This is a genomic window from Salinispora sp. CH2A1_6 (assembly GCF_056820975.1).
The window spans coordinates 1-16,849 of sequence record NZ_JBXEDG010000016.1 but is presented as its reverse complement, the minus strand read 5'-3'; the positions used below and the strand labels follow the sequence as shown (position 1 = coordinate 16,849).

General features: G+C 68.0%; 19 protein-coding genes, 2 tRNA genes and 1 pseudogene. 10 read left to right on the top strand and 12 right to left on the bottom strand.

Annotated features, from left to right (window positions below; translation table 11 throughout):
- The first annotated feature begins 84 nt into the window (after positions 1–84).
- On the top strand, positions 85–618 hold the full coding sequence (locus AC1UKG_RS20970) for a YbhB/YbcL family Raf kinase inhibitor-like protein (RefSeq protein ID WP_018743773.1): 534 nt from the start codon (positions 85–87) through the stop codon (positions 616–618).
- 97 nt (positions 619–715) lie between these two features.
- Here the strand turns inward: AC1UKG_RS20970 and AC1UKG_RS20965 are convergent, their stop codons facing one another.
- Complete coding sequence (locus tag AC1UKG_RS20965; RefSeq protein WP_018743772.1) at positions 716–1,429, bottom strand: class I SAM-dependent methyltransferase; 714 nt, start codon at positions 1,427–1,429, stop codon at positions 716–718.
- A 208-nt stretch (positions 1,430–1,637) separates the two neighbouring features.
- On the opposite strand from AC1UKG_RS20965, the gene AC1UKG_RS20960 reads away from it, so the two are divergent.
- Positions 1,638–3,449, top strand: a complete 1,812-nt coding sequence (locus tag AC1UKG_RS20960; protein WP_482643144.1) for a DUF6311 domain-containing protein — start codon at positions 1,638–1,640, stop codon at positions 3,447–3,449.
- An 85-nt stretch (positions 3,450–3,534) separates the two neighbouring features.
- Here AC1UKG_RS20960 and AC1UKG_RS20955 read toward each other — a convergent pair whose 3' ends face one another.
- On the bottom strand, positions 3,535–4,314 hold the full coding sequence (locus AC1UKG_RS20955; RefSeq protein WP_482643169.1) for a hypothetical protein: 780 nt from the start codon (positions 4,312–4,314) through the stop codon (positions 3,535–3,537).
- A 253-nt stretch (positions 4,315–4,567) separates the two neighbouring features.
- On the opposite strand from AC1UKG_RS20955, the gene AC1UKG_RS20950 reads away from it, so the two are divergent.
- A complete protein-coding gene (locus tag AC1UKG_RS20950; RefSeq protein ID WP_018743769.1) occupies positions 4,568–6,088 on the top strand; it encodes a peptide deformylase in 1,521 nt (506 codons plus the stop codon).
- Positions 6,089–6,182: 94 nt separating this feature from the next.
- On the opposite strand, the gene AC1UKG_RS20945 is transcribed toward AC1UKG_RS20950, so the two are convergent.
- Entirely contained in the window at positions 6,183–7,301 is a 1,119-nt protein-coding gene (locus AC1UKG_RS20945; protein WP_018743768.1) for a globin domain-containing protein, read from the bottom strand.
- A gap of 143 nt (positions 7,302–7,444) precedes the next feature.
- Between AC1UKG_RS20945 and AC1UKG_RS20940 the strand changes: the two genes are divergently transcribed.
- From AC1UKG_RS20940 to AC1UKG_RS20925, 4 genes are all read left to right on the top strand, one after another.
- The gene (locus tag AC1UKG_RS20940) at positions 7,445–8,215 is read left to right on the top strand and encodes a CPBP family intramembrane glutamic endopeptidase (protein ID WP_018734931.1); all 771 of its coding nucleotides are present in this window, start codon (positions 7,445–7,447) and stop codon (positions 8,213–8,215) included.
- Between the two features lie 104 nt (positions 8,216–8,319).
- Positions 8,320–8,410: transfer RNA gene (locus tag AC1UKG_RS20935), tRNA-Ser, on the top strand.
- 35 nt (positions 8,411–8,445) lie between these two features.
- Positions 8,446–8,518: transfer RNA gene (locus AC1UKG_RS20930), tRNA-Arg, on the top strand.
- 375 nt (positions 8,519–8,893) lie between these two features.
- Entirely contained in the window at positions 8,894–9,265 is a 372-nt protein-coding gene (locus AC1UKG_RS20925) for a helix-turn-helix domain-containing protein (RefSeq protein WP_482643145.1), read from the top strand.
- On the opposite strand, the gene AC1UKG_RS20920 is transcribed toward AC1UKG_RS20925, so the two are convergent.
- Together AC1UKG_RS20920 and AC1UKG_RS20915 are read right to left on the bottom strand one after the other, a co-directional pair.
- Positions 9,240–9,404: a transposase gene (locus tag AC1UKG_RS20920; RefSeq protein WP_482643146.1), complete on the bottom strand. Its 165-nt coding sequence runs from the start codon at positions 9,402–9,404 to the stop codon at positions 9,240–9,242. The genes AC1UKG_RS20925 and AC1UKG_RS20920 overlap by 26 nt on opposite strands.
- Before the next feature lie 26 nt (positions 9,405–9,430).
- The gene (locus AC1UKG_RS20915; protein WP_482643223.1) at positions 9,431–9,628 is read right to left on the bottom strand and encodes a hypothetical protein; all 198 of its coding nucleotides are present in this window, start codon (positions 9,626–9,628) and stop codon (positions 9,431–9,433) included.
- Positions 9,629–9,660: 32 nt separating this feature from the next.
- Here AC1UKG_RS20915 and AC1UKG_RS20910 point away from each other — a divergent pair, with 32 nt between their 5' ends.
- Complete coding sequence (locus AC1UKG_RS20910; protein ID WP_482643222.1) at positions 9,661–9,801, top strand: hypothetical protein; 141 nt, start codon at positions 9,661–9,663, stop codon at positions 9,799–9,801.
- A gap of 595 nt (positions 9,802–10,396) precedes the next feature.
- On the opposite strand, the gene AC1UKG_RS20905 is transcribed toward AC1UKG_RS20910, so the two are convergent.
- The 4 genes from AC1UKG_RS20905 to AC1UKG_RS20890 are packed head-to-tail and all read right to left on the bottom strand — an operon-like array spanning position 10,397 to position 12,875.
- Positions 10,397–10,975, bottom strand: coding sequence for an MFS transporter (locus AC1UKG_RS20905; protein WP_482643148.1), 579 nt, complete (start codon positions 10,973–10,975; stop codon positions 10,397–10,399).
- Between the two features lie 44 nt (positions 10,976–11,019).
- Positions 11,020–11,757: an MFS transporter gene (locus AC1UKG_RS20900; RefSeq protein ID WP_482643149.1), complete on the bottom strand. Its 738-nt coding sequence runs from the start codon at positions 11,755–11,757 to the stop codon at positions 11,020–11,022.
- Between the two features lie 28 nt (positions 11,758–11,785).
- Positions 11,786–12,640, bottom strand: coding sequence for an alpha/beta hydrolase-fold protein (locus AC1UKG_RS20895; protein WP_028188427.1), 855 nt, complete (start codon positions 12,638–12,640; stop codon positions 11,786–11,788).
- Positions 12,641–12,671: 31 nt separating this feature from the next.
- A complete protein-coding gene (locus AC1UKG_RS20890; RefSeq protein ID WP_482643150.1) occupies positions 12,672–12,875 on the bottom strand; it encodes a hypothetical protein in 204 nt (67 codons plus the stop codon).
- 159 nt (positions 12,876–13,034) lie between these two features.
- Here AC1UKG_RS20890 and AC1UKG_RS20885 point away from each other — a divergent pair, with 159 nt between their 5' ends.
- A complete protein-coding gene (locus AC1UKG_RS20885) occupies positions 13,035–14,432 on the top strand; it encodes an IS1380 family transposase (RefSeq protein ID WP_482642074.1) in 1,398 nt (465 codons plus the stop codon).
- Positions 14,433–14,545: 113 nt separating this feature from the next.
- Here AC1UKG_RS20885 and AC1UKG_RS20880 read toward each other — a convergent pair whose 3' ends face one another.
- Both AC1UKG_RS20880 and AC1UKG_RS20875 read right to left on the bottom strand, forming a co-directional pair.
- On the bottom strand, positions 14,546–14,980 hold the full coding sequence (locus tag AC1UKG_RS20880; RefSeq protein ID WP_482643151.1) for a hypothetical protein: 435 nt from the start codon (positions 14,978–14,980) through the stop codon (positions 14,546–14,548).
- Between the two features lie 138 nt (positions 14,981–15,118).
- Positions 15,119–15,535 carry a PIN domain-containing protein gene (locus AC1UKG_RS20875; protein ID WP_482643152.1) on the bottom strand — a complete coding sequence of 139 codons (417 nt, stop codon included), beginning with the start codon at positions 15,533–15,535 and terminating at the stop codon, positions 15,119–15,121.
- A gap of 99 nt (positions 15,536–15,634) precedes the next feature.
- Between AC1UKG_RS20875 and AC1UKG_RS20870 the strand changes: the two genes are divergently transcribed.
- A complete protein-coding gene (locus tag AC1UKG_RS20870; protein WP_482643153.1) occupies positions 15,635–16,582 on the top strand; it encodes a GNAT family N-acetyltransferase in 948 nt (315 codons plus the stop codon).
- On the opposite strand, the pseudogene AC1UKG_RS20865 reads toward AC1UKG_RS20870, so the two are convergent.
- Positions 16,476–16,849: pseudogene (locus AC1UKG_RS20865) on the bottom strand (hypothetical protein); the annotation flags it as partial. The gene AC1UKG_RS20870 and the pseudogene AC1UKG_RS20865 overlap by 107 nt on opposite strands.

Here is a 16,849-nt window from a genome sequence, read left to right as displayed (position 1 = left end):
GAGACGCTTCCGGTTCACTGGCCGGGCTGGACGAGGTATGAAGGTGCACAGGCGACAATCCGCACACCGGAAGGACCTGGCTCGATGACCCTGGAACGACCGATCGCCCCGGACCCGTACGAACTGCTGCCGACGGTGCCATCGTTCACGCTCACCAGTGCCGACGTCCGCGACGGCGAGCCGATGGACGCCACGTACGCCCATCCGAGCGTCGGCGGCGAGGACCTCTCCCCGCACCTGGCCTGGTCCGGCTTCCCCGCGGAGACCAAGGGCTTCGTGGTGACCTGCTTCGACCCGGACGCGCCGACCGGCAGTGGCTTCTGGCACTGGGTGCTGGTCGACCTGCCGGCACGGGTGACGGAGTTGCCGCGGGGCGCGAGCGGCGACGCCCTGGGCGGCGCCTTCGCGGTGCGCAATGACTACAGCCAGCAGGATTACGGGGGCGCCGCCCCGCCACCCGGTGATCACCCGCACCGATACCTCTTCGCGGTACACGCGCTGGACGTGGAGCGCCTCGACGTCGCCCCGGACGCCTCCCCGGCGTACGTGGGCTTCAACCTCGCCTTCCACACCTTGGCCCGCGCGGTGATCCGGCCGACCTACCAGGTCACGCAGTAGCCGTCCCCGGTTGCCACGATCCGCGTCCGGCCTGGTGGCGTCCACGGGGACGGTGGGGCGACCAGCGCCGGGTCGCGGAAGGCGGGTAACCGTCGGGTCAGGAGGGCGTACGGGCCACCGCGAAGACGGACTGGCCGAACGGGGGACGGGCCAGCTGCTCGGCGGCCCTGGTCAGCGGGAGCACCAGGGTGTCGTACACCTTGACCATCGGGCCCTCCTTCGGCATCAGCCGGCAGACCTTCGTCGCCATGAAGTAGCCGATCAGCCCGAGCGCATTCGCGTAGTGGATCTTTTCCACGGTCAGCCCGGCTTCGGTCATCGCGGCGGCCAGGGTCTTCGTCGTGTACCGCCGGACGTGACCGGTGGCGATGTCGGCGGGGCTCATCGCGAACTCGAACGCTGGCACGATGATGATCACCGGGCTGCCCGGCCGGACCAGGTCGCGCATGCCGCGCAGGGCCCCGACGTGGTCCTCGATGTGTTCCAGAACGTTGTACGAGACGACGGCGCTGTAGTCGCCGCGGTCGGTCTGCGGCAGCAGCATCTCACGCACCTCGATGCCGGGCTGCTCGGCGGCGAGCCGTTCCTTCAGGGCGACCAGTCGCTCCGGGTCGGCCTCCGTGGCCGTGAAGCGGGGTACTCGCGCGGCCCACTCCAACGCATAGTCACCGAGGCCGCTACCGACCTCGATCGGGTTCTCACCGAGGTACGGCAGGGCCAGCTCAACGAACCAACGGCGGTGGTTCACGGCGGTCGCGAGGCCTTCCAGCACCTCGGACTGGACACGCTGATTACCGGTTATTTCTGCCATACGTCGATTCCTCACGGTGTGGCTGTCTTGACCCCGCCTGAACCGACAGAGTGAACCATTCACCTAGAAGGCGGAACAAACCGGGGCATCGGGGTGACCGAAATACGATCGGAGTAGGTGCATGATCGGCGACCGGGAGCCGGCACATGCTACCAATCGACCAAAACCCGGCACAGTGCGGCCACATATGACTACTCTATGAATTGGTATGACTACCGCTGATTCGAGTAGCGCAGCCGACGCCTCCGCGGAGGGAGCGCCGGCTCCCCGGTCTGACCAGCCCGGCACGCGGTGGCGGCTCGACCTGTTGGCAGTACTGAGCTTCGCCCTACTCGCGCTCTGGGTGACCCTCCGGCTCTGGCTCGACCCAGCCGACGGGCTCCGGGACAACCGCACCGATCAGTCTCAGTTCGAGTGGATGATGGCGCACGGGTCACGAGTGGTGACCGATTTCGCCTACCCGTTCACCTCCGACCGAATGAATGTGCCGGAGGCCGTCAATTTGATGGCCAATACATCCGTACTATCCGTATCTATACCAATGACGCCGGTCACCCTCCTGGCCGGCCCCCGGATGTCCTTCCTGCTCTTCCTAACCCTGGGCATGGCGGCCACCGCGACATCGTGGTACTTCCTGCTCTCCCGGGTGGTGGTCCGCTCCCGCGGCCCGGCCTGGCTCGGCGCCACATTCTGCGGGTTCGCGCCCGCGATGGTCTCGCACGCCAACGCCCACCCCAACATCGTCTCCCAGTTCGTCGTACCACTGATCATCTGGCGCACCCTGCGCCTCGGCGAGCCGGGCCGCTGGCTCCGCAACGGGATCCTGCTCGCCCTGGTCATCGTCTGGCAGGCCTTCCTCAACCTGGAAATCCTGCTGATGACCGCGATCGGCCTCGGCGTGGTCATGGTCGCGCTCGCCCTCCGCCGGCCCGACCTTCGCCAGCGGGCCCGCCCATTCCTCGCCGGACTGGGCGTCGCCGCCGCAGTCGCGCTCCTCCTGCTGGCGTATCCGCTCTACGTGCAGTTCTTCGGCCCCGGCGCCTACCGAGGACTCTCCCCCCTCATCCGCGGCTACTCCACCGACCTCGCCTCGTACGTGGCGTACTCCCGGGAGTCGCTGGCCGGCGACGAACCCGGCGCGCGTGGGCTGGCGCAGAACCCCACCGAGGAGAACGCCTTCTTTGGCTGGCCCCTGTTGGTGCTCATCGCCGCGCTCGTCTGGTGGCTGCGCCGCAATGTCGTCGTCTGGGCTCTGGCCCTGCTCGCGGTGATCTTCGCAGTGCTCTCGCTCGGCCGGGAAATCGTGTTCAACGGCGAGCTCACCGGCATCCCGGCTCCCTGGGCCGTGCTGGAGAACCTGCCCATCCTGCACTCGGTGGTACCCACGCGGTGGGCGCTGGCCATCACCCCGCTGTTCGGGATCCTGCTCGCCTACGGGGCACAACACGCCCGGACCCTCGCCAACCGGAATCCCGCCGCCCGGCCACAGATCCGCTTCGCCACCGTCACCGTACTGGCGATGGCGCTCCTGCCGCTCCTGCCGACCCCGCTGCCAGCGGTCCGGCTGGAGCCCACCCCCGCCTTCGTCACCTCCGGCGCGTGGCGGCCATACGTGGCCGATGGACGCAGCATCGTCACCCTGCCGCTACCGGACACCCACTACGCCGACCCACTGCGGTGGTCCGCCGAGACGGGCCTGGACATGCCGATCGCCCGCGGCTACTTCCTCGGCCCGGACACCCGTCCCGGTCGGCACCGAGTCGCCCTGTTCACCGCGCCGGCCCGCCCGACCAACGAATTCTTCGACGAGATCCGACGCACCGGCACGGTGCCACCGATCACCGAGCAGGAACGGACGGCCGCCAAGGAGGACCTGCGCTACTGGCGGGCCGGTGCGGTCATCCTCGGTCCGCACGAGCACGCCGACGCGCTACGCAGCGGCATGACCGAACTGATCGGGATAGCGCCGACCTACACCGAGGGCGTCTGGCTCTGGGACGTGCGAAAACTGACCGCCTGACCGGTGCCGGCCCGACCAGGACCCGGCGGAGCTGACCGACACCGGCCCGACCAGGACCCGGCGGAGCTGACCGACACCGGCCCGGTCAGGACCGGCGGAGGCAGCAGCCCGCGCACGTCGTCGGGCGAGGAAGGGTGAAGGCGAGGCAGCAGGTGTACCGCTGCACCGTCGGCTCGCCGGCCGGACCCGGCACCAGCTCGATCAGATCCTGCAGGTCGAGTGCCGTGAGCAACGTGTCGATCGTGGCGTGGGAGGAGCCCGGCAGGCCGTCGGCGCCGCGCAGGATGGCGTGGGCCATCCCGGCGGCCACCGAGCCCAACAACGTTCGCGTACCGATCCGCACTTGCGCCTGGATCGCCGCGATCATCGGGGCAAGGTGAGCGTCGAGCAGCGTCGCCCGGAGAGTCGCGAGCAGCTCCGCCTCGTCGGCCACCACCTGCACCTCGGGCCGGCCGGCCAGCGCCAGCGGATCACCGGGCAGGACCGCCACCGCGGTGGACCGGCGCAGGCCCAGGGTGAGCAGCGAGCGATGATCCGCAAAGTGAAACAAGACATCGGCGGGAACGAGCAGGGGAACCCGCTGGGCCGAGGCCCAACCCAGCACCGCCGGCAGCGCCGCCCAGTAGCTGTATGCCTTCCACGCCAGCGCCGCATTGGCGTGCCGGGTGCCACCCCACTGGTCGGTGGCCGCGGCCAGGAGCTCGGGCAGCCGCGTCCCGTCCACCAAGCTGGTGGCGGGTGACCAGCCAACCTCCTCGGCGACCAACAGGCCGCGGGCCAGGCCGGGCACGTCGTCGGTACCGAAGAGCTGGCGAATCGCCATGGTGATCGGAGCCAACGGGGCGGTAGCCGCCGTCGCGGGCATAACTGTTGTCACCCGACGCTCCTCCCGTCTCCCACCCTTCCGATAAGCCAAGGCTAGCCTAACTTGGTGCGGGCTCGGTGACTTCGGCGCATCCCGCGCCCCGGCGTACTACCCGCCCGCCAGCCCGGGGAAACAGTCGCCGCACTATCGATCATCGTCGCTGGAGAGTCAAGACTCATGTCGACAAGATGGCACTTCTATATCCGACCAATGACAGAACGTGAAACCTATAGTCCCGGCCCCAAGGAAGCTGATGACGACATCACCGCTCGATCGGGCGGCCAACTCCTTCGCCGTCGAACTCGCCCGCCACCGGGCCGAGCGAGGGCTGTCCAAGAAACAGCTGGCGACGCTGATGGGATTCGACCCGTCGTACGTGAGCCACGTGGAGGGACGCCGGCACCGGCCCACCGAAGACTTCGCCCGGCGGGCAGAGGCCGTACTGGAGACCAGTGGGGCGATCTGGCAACGCTTCTGCGAATACGACGAACTCCGACACACCCGCAGCGACCGGACGACGCACCGCGAGCCACCCTCCCCCGGGCATTGGCTGCCGCCCGGCACCGGCCTGATCGTCGAACGGGAACACGCCAGCCTCACCTACCGGGACGAGACGTACCACTGCGTCATCCGCCGGGACCTGCACAACGCCGGGACCGAGCCGATCACCCGCTACCTCATCCGCGTCGCCGTTGACCGCTACCCAGGTGACCCTGGCCGCTCCAACCGGCACCACCGGGCACACCCGCTCACCTTCGCCGAGTTGCAGCTGCACGCGTACCGGCTGGACGGGCCGGAGCACGAGGCGATGCACTGGCGAACCAAACACGACCGGGACGCCTTCAAGGAGATCTGGCTGCTCTTCGAGAACGCCGACCGGCGCTTCCCGCTCTACCCGGGCGACCGCGCCACCCTCGAGTACGCCTACCGGGTCGGGGCAGACAAGTGGGGTCCCTGGTTCCAGCGGGCGGTCCGGGTCCCCACCCGGCACCTCGCCGTCCGGCTCGACCTGCCGGCCGCCCTCGACCCGCAGGTCTGGGGCGCCCAGACCTCGCTCTCCGCGGCGGAAGGTCCGCTGCGCACCCCGGTGGCCCGCCGGGAGGAGGGCGACCGAACAATCTTCGACTGGGCGGCAGCCGAGCCGCCGCTGAACGGCCGCTACCGGATGCAGTGGCGATTCCGATCCCGACCCGAAGGGGAGCCGACAGAACCCGGCTGGCTGCGGCCAAGCGACCGGATGCGGAGCCTCGGCATCCTCCAACACGACGCCGGCCTACTCCGCCAGCCCACCCAACCGTTCGACCTACCCCGCGAAGCAGAGATCGCTCAGGAGACCGTGGAACGGCTCACCGCAGCCCTGCTCCGCCTGGACGAGCTACATCCGTTCAGCAAGGGGGTCGGCGTCGCCGCTCCGCAGATCGGCATCGACCGCGCCGCCGCCGTCGTCCGTCCCCCGGACCGCGGCGGCGAACCCGTCGTCCTGCTCAATCCGCAGGTGGTCGACGCCGCGTCCGACACCGACGAACAGTACGAAGGGTGCCTCTCCTTCTTCGACCAGCGCGGTCTCGTGCCCCGCCCGCTGCGGATCGACGTCGAGCACACCCACCTCGACGGCAGTCGGGTCATCACCTCCTACGAGTACGCCATGGCACGCCTCGTGGCACACGAGATCGACCACCTCGAGGGGCGCCTCTACGTCGACCGGATGGCCCCCGGCGTGCCCCTGGTGCCGGTCGAGGAGTACCGGCACACCGGACAGCCCTGGCGCTACTGACAGCGTTGGTACGGCCACGTCCGCCCGGGGGAAGGAGGGCCGGGCGGACGTGGCCGTTGCGGGCGGTGCCGGTCCGCCCAGTGGGTAAAGTCCGCTACACCTCACCGAAGGTGTCGTACCGAGTGCGATCCGGCGGCACCTCATCGCCGGAGAGCACCCGCAGCGTGGCCCGGACCATCGGCGCCGACCCGGAGACATAGCAGTCATGCGCCGTCCACGGGCCGTACCGGCCGATCACCTCGGAGATGTCGCCCAGCTCACCGTCGAAGCCCTGGTCCGCGCTACACGCCGGGGTCACCGACAGCCACGGATGCCGGGCGACCAACTCCTGGAGCCCGGCCAGGCCGTAGAGGTCAAGAGGCGTACGGGCGCCGTAGAAGACGTGCACCCAGCGGGTCCGGTTGTAGGCCGCCAGCTCCTCGACCAACGCCTTCACCGGAGCCAGGCCAACCCCGCCGGCGACACAGAGGATGTCCCGGTCCGACGCCCGATCCAGGGTCATCGACCCCATCGGCGCCGCCAACCGCAACAGGTCACCCGGCTTCACCCGACGAACCAACGCGCCGGACAACCATCCCGCACCCGGCGGGGTCCGGACGTGGAACTCCAGCACGTTGTCGTCGTTCGGCGCGTTCGCCACCGAATAGGTCCGCCACACCCGCGGGTGATAGCGGGGCGCCTCGATACTGACGTACTGGCCCGCCTGCCACCGCAGCGGATGCTGGAGGGCGCGGACCGTCAACACCGCCGTGTCCGGCCCGTACCGAACGTGGGTCAGCACCTCGGCATGCCAGAACGGCGGGTTGTCGTCCGCCGCCGCCCCCGCGAGCATCTTGCCGGAGATGGCCGCGTACGCGTCCCGCCAGGCCTGGTCGAAGGTCAGATTCCAGCCGTCGCCGGCGGTGCTGCGCAGGGCGTCCAGCAGGGCGACGCCCATGGTCTCGTAGTTCGCCGCCTCGACGTGGTACTTGCGGTGGTCCCGGCCCAGTGAGCGGAGGAACTCGTCGAAGCTCTCCGGGTCGTCCACCGTGTGGGCGGCGGTGATGACCGCCTCCAACAGCCGATCACCCTGACCCGCCAGCTGCGCCGGAAACAGCGAACGCAGCTCGGGGTCGAGCAGGAACAGCCGGGCGTAGAAGTGCTCGCTCAGCCGGTCCCGGTGCTCCTCAACCAGGGTCCAACTCTCCTTGAGTAGCCGCGCGACATCGTCCACGGGAGCGCGCTCCTTCTCCGTACGGAAAAACGGGCAGGTACAGAATGGCCACGGAGCGTGCCGCACGGTCGCACAGAATGTGCGACCGTTCATGAGGTCTCCTCGGTGCCACGATCAGGAGTCGGGTCAGGCACAGTGGTGCGGTGACCCTCGATCTGGACCGACCGCTGACTCGCCGGACGCTGAGCACCGAGACGTGGCTGGTCCTCGGCTTGTCGCTCGGCCAGTCGGCCGTCTACGCCCTGACCTCGATCGTCGCGAAACTCACTGCCGAGGGACCACTGTCGGCACAGACCGCCGCCCTCAACACCTCCCGGTCCGAGCGGCCCTACCTCGACCTCACGTACCAGTTGCTCGGGATCAGCTTCGCCCTGTTACCGGTGCTGCTCGCCGTACACCTGCTGGCGCGCAACCCCGGCGATCCGGGCCGGACTCTCGGCCTGGACGCCCGGCGACCCGGCCAGGACCTCGTCCGCGGCGCCGGCCTGGCCGCGCTGATCGGCCTGCCCGGCCTGGCCCTGTTCTGGGCCGCGGCGCAGCTCGGGCTCAACGCGACACTGGTGCCCGCCGCGCTGCCGGACATCTGGTGGGCAGCACCAGTGTTGATCTTCGCGGCGGTGCAGAACGCCGTACTGGAAGAAGTGATCGTGGTTGGCTACCTCGTCACCCGACTGCGGCAGCTCCAGTGGCGACTCGGTGCGGTCGTCGCCACCAGTGCGCTACTCCGCGGCTCCTACCACCTCTACCAGGGCTTCGGCGCCTTCGTCGGAAACGCGGTCATGGGCGTCATCTTCAGCCTGTACTTCCTCCGAACGCGGCGGGTGATGCCGCTGGTGGTGGCGCACACGCTCCTGGACATCGTGGCCTTTGTCGGTTACGCGGCGCTGCCGAAGGAGTGGTTCGACTGGCTCTGAGGTCCGCGGCGACCCCGACCTCCGACCGGCCCGCGGGTAGTCGCTTTGCTCCCGGCGGCCGGGGCCCTGTATCCTCAACCCCCGGTGGCCTGCGAGGCCGCCAGGGAGACTTCGCCTAGTCTGGTCTATGGCGCCGCACTGCTAATGCGGTTGGGGTTTTAAAGCCCCTCCCGGGTTCGAATCCCGGAGTCTCCGCGCGAAAGTCGGTCGTGTAAGCTGACCAAGCACCAGCGCCCGTAGCTCAACGGATAGAGCATCTGACTACGGATCAGAAGGTTAGGGGTTCGAATCCCTTCGGGCGCGCAAGATCGCAAGGCGCTTGACCTGCAAGAACAGGGGTCAAGCGCCTTTGCTTTGTCATCCCTAGTGGACGGTTGGGTGCTCCGTGGGTGCTCGTGCGACGCGCATCCGCTCCGTCCCGGCAGTAGCCCGTCCTGTCCCAGTGGGTTTTGATCATGGTTCCCCCCTTTCGGCCTACGAGCCCAGACAACGAGACGGCGAGGCCGGCCGGGCTCCCTGGTCGGGTGTCGCGGCGCTGGCGGTACGTCTTCGTCAATCTCTCCGGCTCGCGGGCGCCGATATGTCCCTGTCGCTGACATCCGTTAATGTCAACGTGCCGTTAGGAAAATATAGAGAGCGGTGACCGTCTTCCTCCGATCGCGATGGAGGTCCTCCCCCTTGGACCCGCAGCCACTCAAGGACGTGAAGCGGGCGCTTAGACGGCGGCTCGCCGCGTGGCGCAAGACGCGTGGCCTGATTCAGGATGACGTGGCGCGGCTGGTGAACAGCACTCGAAGCACGGTGGCCGGGGTCGAACGCGGCGAGCAGGTGGTCGACCGGGTCTTCTGGGTGCAGTGCGAGTCACTTCTCCACGCCGGCGGCGAGCTGATCGCCGGCTACGACGAGTACCGGTCGTTCGAGATCAGACATCGGGAGGAAAAGGCCGACGCGGCACGCCACGCCCGCTGGGTGTACCGTGCCAAAGTTGCGTTCCGTGTCGTGAGCTGGGGTTTTGAAGATCGGTTCAGGCTGCTCGGTGGTACTCGTTGATCACGCCGGCGAGGCGTTGTCGGCGTCGTACCGGGGCGTCCATCGCGATGACGACGGCGGGGTTGTGGTTGGGTGGAAGTTGCTGCCGGCCTTGGTGCGGGCGGTGGTTGTTGAAGTGGTCCACGTACTCGCCGGTCACGGTCCGGGCGTGTCGTTCGTCGTAGATCAGCAGCCGGTCGGCGCACTCCTGGCGGAGGAGCGGCCCCAGCGTTCGATGTAGCAGTTCGCACGCGGTGTCCGTGGCGGGATCTTGACCACCTGGATACCCTCGGCGGCGAAGACCTCGTCGAACGCGGCGTTGTACTTGCCGTCCCGATCTCGGATCAAGAAACGGAACCGAGTGGCCTGTTGGCCGAGGTCCATGACGAGGTTAGGGCCAGCTGGACGACCCAGGCGTGATCCGGATGCGCGGTGATCCCGAGCAGATGGACGCGTCGGGTGGCCACCGCCATCACCGCCAGGACGTACAAACGTCGCAGCAGAATCGTGTCGACGTGAAAGAAGTCGATCGCCAGCAGGCCGTGCGCAGCGCGTAGGCACGTTCGCCAGCTGGTGTCCACGGTTCGCGGTGCCGGGCCGAGACGCCGGGTGGCAAGGATGCGGCGGATCGTGCCCGCGCCGACATGTGGCCCAGCCGCAGCAGCTCGCCCTGGATGCGGCGGTGCCCCCACCTGGGGTTCTCTCGGGCGAGGCGTCGGACCAGGTGCCGGATCTCGTCGCTGACCTGTGGCCGGCCGCTGTCGCGCAGGTGGTCCAGTGGCGGCGTAGTAGCCGCCGATGCCAGGCCAGCAGGGTTGCCGGGGTGACCAGCCGGTGGACCCGGACCGCTGTAGGCAGCAGTCGGGCCAGCGCGGACAGGATGGCCCGGTCCGGCCAGGACAACCGGGGCCTGCCCTTCAGCTGCCGCCGGAGCACCGCCACCTCATGACGCAGGGCGAGGACCTCCGCCAGCAGGGCGGTGTCGCTACGGACCAACAGTCCGAGACCGCCGACCAGCCGGATCATCATCAGGTACACCAGTCGCACCAACGCACCGTCGATCGTTATCGTGGACCGGGAGATCCCAGCTCACCACATGTGCGACAAGTTCTGGCACGGTACAGGCTTCAGGTGGGTTAAGAACCGCGCCGCTCATTGCGTACTTCCAATCTCGGGGGCCGGACCGACCGCTGTCGCCAGCTGTGCTGTTCGCTTCTCGACCCGCCCGGCCCAGCGTACGGTCGGGCAGGTGAGCAGCGCCGCTAGAACGAAGCATGCGGCGATCACGAACCAGCCCCAGCCTCCGGTGGACAGTGCGAGGGCGATGAATCCCGCAGGGGCGACGATGTCCCGGAGCTGGTTGGCGAACTTGAACGTGGCGACGTAATCGCCGCGTTGGCCCGGAGGTGCGAGAGCTGCCACGATGCCCCATGCGCCGGCCGATTGCCGTAGCTCCGCCATGGTGAGGAAGATTGCGCCCGCCACGAGAGTAGCGATGGTCGCGATCCCGGTCGTCAGGGCGGCCGTAGCGAACACGGCGCAGGCCGCTGCGGCGAGGACTCCGCTCTGCCTGAGTGCTCGCGCCGATCCTTCCGCGGTCTCCGCCCCGGCACTCGCTCTGACCTGCAGCAGGACGACGAGGGCGGTGTTGATGGTGAAAAGCGCGGCGGCGACGGGCGGCCCGGCGTCTGTTTGGTTGATCGTCCAAAGCGGAAAAACAACGAGGAGCACGTTCTGGTTCGCTTGCAGGATCCCGGTGAGCGCGGCGGTGGCGACTACGGACGGCTTCCGGATAGCGCCGAACAGCGGCGGCGTTCGCTCACTGCGACCGTCGTTGCCAGTTGGGGCAAGCGGGCCACCATCAGGGTCGCGATCGCTAGTACTGCAGCGATCGACCAGACCATCAGGAGATAGGCGGACGAGCTATCCACGGCGAGCACCACGCCCGCAGTGACCCCGCCGCCGGTCATCCCGAGATTCAGCGCAGCCCGCTGATACGCCAGCCCCCGTACCCGCTCGTTTTCGGGCAGCGCACCGATGCTGTAGACCTGGACCGCGATGCTGGTGGTCGTCTGGGCCGCCGACATGAGAACGATGACGCCCAGGAAGACCGCGAACCCCGGCACCATCGGATAGAGGGTGTACAACAGTACCTCCACCACGCCGCCGGCTAGCCACACCGGCTTTGCACCGACTCGGTCCATCAGCGTGCCGAGCGGTAGCGAGGCCACGGTGGAGATCGCCGCCGCGACGCCTAGGCCCAGTCCCACCTGGACTGGGCTCAGCCCGAGGTAACGGTTGAAGAAGACGGTGCCGCCGGCCATGAAAATGCCGGCGCCCAGGGCGAAGACCAGGGATTGGATGGCGAGCGTGCGACTCAGGCCGGCCGGCGGAATCCAGTGGGTCAGACGTGAGCGGATTTCGATCATGTGGCTGTCTGCCTTCCAGCGGAACACCGACGGCGAACGTCGCTGCCGTGCGTTCAGCCTTCCCCGCGAGGGCCTGCGTGTCATGTCCCCGATTTTGGTGACATAGAAGCCTTCAGGCGTTGGCGGGTCGCCACAGCCAGCGGAGCGCGTCGGGGAGCACGACCCCGCCGTGGTTGGCGTTGTGGCCGCCGTCGCCTAGGACGATGCGGAAGTCGTAGCCGGTTTCGGCCAGCGCGGCAGCCGTCCGCAGATTCTCGGCCAGCCAGTTCATCTCGGGGTCGCTCCAGCCCAGATCACGGTGGCCGACCTGCATAAAGATACGGAGCGGCTTACGGTCCTCGCGGTGCAGGAGGGCGGGATAGGGGTTGCCGCCCGGCATTTGCGCGAAGCTGGCGAGGCAGCAGATGACGCGGCGAAATTTGTCCGGGCGTAGCCACGCAGCGGTGACCGCACAGTTGCCGCCGCTGCTACCACCGCAGATAATCCAGCGGTCCGGATCTTCGCTAATCGAGTAGCGCGCGGCAACCTTGGGAATAATCTCGTCAAGTAGGAACGTGACGTAACGATCGTCGAAGGCGTCGTATTCGAAGTTGCGGTTCTTGCGGTTCTCGAGGTTGTCGCTGTCAAAGACGCCCGGATCGACGAAAACGCCGATGGTAACTGGAATGTCACCGCGGTTAATCAGATTATCCAGGACGATCGCACCGCGGACCTCACCGTCCGGATCGAGGTACCAGGCGCCGTCCTGGAAGACCACCAAGGACGCCGGTTCGGACGTGTCGTACTGGGCGGGCACATGGATCCAGACCTTGCGTGACGTACCCGGATAGACGGCACTGTTGGCCCAGGTAAACTCGAGGGTCTTGCCCACCGGCACCCCAGGCTGTCGGGTCGAGTCGGGGCCGTGAACGTAGCGGACGTCGGTCTGGTCCACAGGGAGTGCTTGGTAAGGCATCAAGATGGTCATCGCGACAAGTCTATTCGCTGCGGATGGCGCCTCATCGGCGCACCAGGGCATGGAGAAGCGGCCGTTCCTCGCAACCACGGAGCCGTTTGGCCGGCAACGCCTCGACACCGAAGTAGATCCAGCTGAGCCCCTGCCGGGCGCAGTACTCGATCGGCTCGTAGTACATGACGTTGAAGTGCGCGAACGCCTCCGTCGGCCGGGCGCCATAGTCGGTTGCGGTAGCCCTTATGTACAACCCGTTCCGCCACGCGAAGCCCAGGGCGGCGGATACTAGCCTCGGGCCTTCATTAGGGGCTGTCCAAAGAGTGGACCGAGAACGAAGAAGTGCCTTCTGATCAGGGAAAATAGGGCTTGTCGAAGGTCCCATAGTCCCGCCACGGAAGGCACTTGCAGGGTGCAGGCTACCGCAACACGTCCGAAGATCATCGTGACCGGGAACGGGCGGGGCGTGGTCGGTCATGCCGGTGCCCGGCTGCTCGCTGATCTCGCCGATGCCACCGGGTTGACCAGCGCGTTCAGTGAGGCCTTGGCGAGTCTGCGGCAGCGCCGCAGAGGCCATGATCCGGGCCGTGTCGCTGTCGATCTGGCGGTGATGCTCGCCGACGGCGGTGAGGCCATCGCCGATTTGGCCGTGCTGCGTGACCAGACGGCCCTGTTCGGGACGGTCGCCTCCGACCCCACGGCCTGGCGACTGTTGTCGCGACTCGACGAGACGCTGCTGACCGAGCTGCGTGCCGCGCGGGCCCGAGCTCGGGAGGTCGCCTGGGCCCAGCACGCCGACACCCGCGGTGACCTGCCGCAACCGGCGGTCGCCGGCCAGTTGGTCGACGGCCTGGTCCTAGACATCGACGCGACCATCGTGATCTGTCACTCCGAGAAGGAAGCGGCGACCCGCACCTGGAAGAAGACCTTCGGCTACCACCCGTTGCTGTGCTTCCTGGACAACACCGGCGAAGCTCTTGCCGGGCTGTTGCGGGAGGGCCGGGCCGGTTCCAACACCACCGCCGACCACATCACCGTCCTCGACCACGCCCTCGCCCAGATCCCCGACGTCTGCCGGCACGGCACCCCGATCCTGCTCCGCGCCGATGCTGCCGGTTCCAGTCACCGATTCCTCGCCCATATTCGCAGCCTGCGGGATCAGCACCTCGACATCCGGTTCTCGGTCGGCGCCGCGATCACCGAACCCGTGCATGAAGCGATCCGGGCCGCGACTGGCTGGGTCCCCGCCGTCGACACTGACGGTGACCTGCGCGAACATGCCGAAGTCTGCGAGATCACTGGCCTGTTCGACGCCAGCGGCTGGCCCGAGGGCACCCGCTTCCTGGTCCGCCGGGAACGCCCGCACCCCGGCGCTCAACTGTCGCTGTTCGACACCGTCGAGGGCTGGCGGCACCAACTCGTCGCCACCGACACCCCACCCGGCGCCGGCAGCATCCAGTTCCTGGAAGCCCGCCACCGGGCTCACGCCCGGGTCGAAGACCGCATCCGCACCGGAAAAGACACCGGCTTCGGCCGGTTCCCGTCCCGACTGCTCGCGATCAACCAGGCCTGGCTCCAACTCGCGTTGACCGGCATCGACCTGCTCGCCTGGACCCAGAATCTGCTGCTGGACGGTGACCTCGCCACCGCTGAGCCCAAGAAACTGCGCTACCGGCTGCTGCACGTCGCGGCCCGGATCACCCGCACCGCCCGCCGAACCCGTCTCGCTATCGCCAACGGCTGGCCCTGGACCGACGCGTTGACCAGCGCATTCACCGCTCTCGCCGCGTTACCCCGGCCCACCGGCTGATCCCGCAGCCCCACACCACTACCAGTCGACACGGAGGAACCCGGCCCCACGCCGGGTCCTCAACATGCCGTCAAACGTCAGCAACCACGCGAATCGCACTCATCGAGAGTCGGCTATGCAGCCACCCTCAAATGAAAGACCGAGGCTAGGGCGCCGCCGGGGTCACGACAGGTGAAGACGCGCGCGTGCTCGGCATCCGATGCGATCGTCGCCTCCAGGTAGCGGCGCAGACCGTCGACGGTGGCCCGGCGGCCGTACTTGTTCTCCACTTGCGCCATGAGGCTGGCAAACTCGTCGATGGGTTTGGCGCGCTCCACCGCGAATTCCATGCCCATCTCTCGCGGTCGGTCCCGTTCGTGGAGAATGCTCCAGCGCCGCTTCCTGCTGCGGGCGGCTAGGTACTGCGCAAAGCTGCCGGGTACGGCCAGGACGCCCTCGGTGTCGACCTGTTCTACCCGCTCGACGTGCTTGCTGCTGGCGAGCGGCTCCAGGTCCGGCTCCGAGAGGTATGGGACGACGACGGCATCGCACCCCCACTGCTCCGCCACCTCGAGCGCTGTTCTCACTAGAAGGGAGACGGCTTCGGCCGCCCGGCCGTGGTCGATCCCTGGACGGAGCAGCTCGTGGTGGGCCTGCGGTCGGGCCGGTTCTTGCGGGCGCTGGCTTTTGATTTTCGCGGATGCGGCTCAACTGGGCAGGGTTTCGATCGACTGGCCGGTGAGCGTGGCGATGAGGTCGAAATCCTTGTCGACGGCCAAGACGGTCAGTCCGGTCTGTTCGGCGGTTACGGCGATCAGCAGGCCGGGGATTGACGGGGCACGGTGTTGGCCGCGGTCGGCGAGCAGCATCTGCACTTCCAGCGCCCGGTCCTCGATTGCGGGTGTGAGGTGTTCGACCGGCATCAGTGACAGCGGTGGGGTGGCGAACTGCCGGCGTCCCGCTTCTCCGGTGCGCGCCGAGTAGCCGAGTTCGAGGCGCGTGATGGTGGAGAGCCGGACGAGGCCTCGGCTGATGCGCGCGCTCCACTCGTCGAGGACGCTGCCATGAGCTTCCCATGACAGCGCGACGACGGGAGGGTCGTCAACAATTTCCTGGCAACGCACGCCCGGGAACCGTACCGTGACGACCGGCGCATTCTCGTCGCCATGTCCAATCTGGACGTAAACACAGGCACCAATGAAAAGCCTACCACTGAGAGCGGCATGCGGATCCGAACAGCTACAGAGGCCGAGGCCGGCTCGGTCGCCAACTTCATCGTGGACGAGCCGGTCAGCTGGATCACGAGGGAGCGGTTCGACAGAGAATACTCCGAGCGGCGCTTTCGCCCGGAGTGGACCTGGATCGCCGAAGACAACGAGGGACGGATCGTCGCACGCGCCCTGTGGTGGGGCCGCTCCGACTCCGCGCACCCGGTCGCCCTGGACTGCCTGCACGTCCTCGGCTCTGTCGAGGACCGAGGCGGGCTCGCCACGGAGCTACTCGCGGCCGGACACGCGGCGTTCGCGCGGGCCGGCGCCAAGGGACGGCCCCAATACACCATCTCGCTGGACAACGGCTGGCGCGACCGACCCGAGGTGGCCGCGGCAGTGGCCTGGCGCAGCGAGGCGGCCCGCCGCGCCGGACTGACCGAGGAAGTCGAGCGGCTGCAGTACGAGTGGACCCCCGAGGCTGGCCTCCCCGCACCCGCCACCCAGCTCGAATTCCGCCCGGACAGCAACGACGAGACATTCGTCGAGGCCTTCACGCAGATCGCCGTCGGCAGCCTCGACATCGCGACCCTGCGCGAACTGCCGGTGCTCGGCGCGGACCGGCAGGCCCGCGAGGACGTGGAGTTCTACCTCAGCTGCCCCGGCAAACGGGAGTGGTGGCGCCTGGCCTACACGTCGGAGGGCGAGCTGGCCGGGCTGGCCATCCCGTCGGCGACGCCGTACAACCGCAACGTCGGCTACCTCGGCGTGGTCCCCGCGATGCGCGGACGCGGCTACATCGACGAGATACTCGGCGAGATCACCCGGCTGCACGCCGCTGACGCAGCGGAGCTGATCACGGCGACGACAGACACCACCAACACACCGACGGCCGCGGCCTTGGATCGGGCCGGGTACACCAACACCGAGATCCGGCTGATCTTCGAGGCCCCGGCGAGCTGACGGGCACGCCCGCAGGGAAGCCACGAGAAGGGCGATCCCGTCCCACTTGCTGGCATGGCGTTGGGGTGGTGCTCGGACGTCGGAGAACTGACACGGACGTACAGCTATGCAACCGCTTCCAGCCCTCAACGTCCTCCTCGGCCATCGGGTCCTCGATCGAGGCGATCGGGTACCGCTCGACCAAGCCGCCGAGGTACCCCAGGTGCTCCTCGATCGAGCGCTTGCGGCCCTCACCGGCGTAGTCGTAGCCGCCGTCGCGGAAGAACT

Coding starts and splice junctions, on each gene's coding strand:
- AC1UKG_RS20970 (WP_018743773.1), top strand. CDS start 85: ATGACCCTGGAACGACCGATCGCCCCGGACCCGTACGAACTGCTGCCG.
- AC1UKG_RS20965 (WP_018743772.1), bottom strand. CDS start 1,429: ATGGCAGAAATAACCGGTAATCAGCGTGTCCAGTCCGAGGTGCTGGAA.
- AC1UKG_RS20960 (WP_482643144.1), top strand. CDS start 1,638: ATGACTACCGCTGATTCGAGTAGCGCAGCCGACGCCTCCGCGGAGGGA.
- AC1UKG_RS20955 (WP_482643169.1), bottom strand. CDS start 4,314: ATGCCCGCGACGGCGGCTACCGCCCCGTTGGCTCCGATCACCATGGCG.
- AC1UKG_RS20950 (WP_018743769.1), top strand. CDS start 4,568: ATGACGACATCACCGCTCGATCGGGCGGCCAACTCCTTCGCCGTCGAA.
- AC1UKG_RS20915 (WP_482643223.1), bottom strand. CDS start 9,628: ATGGACCTCGGCCAACAGGCCACTCGGTTCCGTTTCTTGATCCGAGAT.
- AC1UKG_RS20900 (WP_482643149.1), bottom strand. CDS start 11,757: ATGACACGCAGGCCCTCGCGGGGAAGGCTGAACGCACGGCAGCGACGT.
- AC1UKG_RS20895 (WP_028188427.1), bottom strand. CDS start 12,640: ATGACCATCTTGATGCCTTACCAAGCACTCCCTGTGGACCAGACCGAC.
- AC1UKG_RS20870 (WP_482643153.1), top strand. CDS start 15,635: ATGCGGATCCGAACAGCTACAGAGGCCGAGGCCGGCTCGGTCGCCAAC.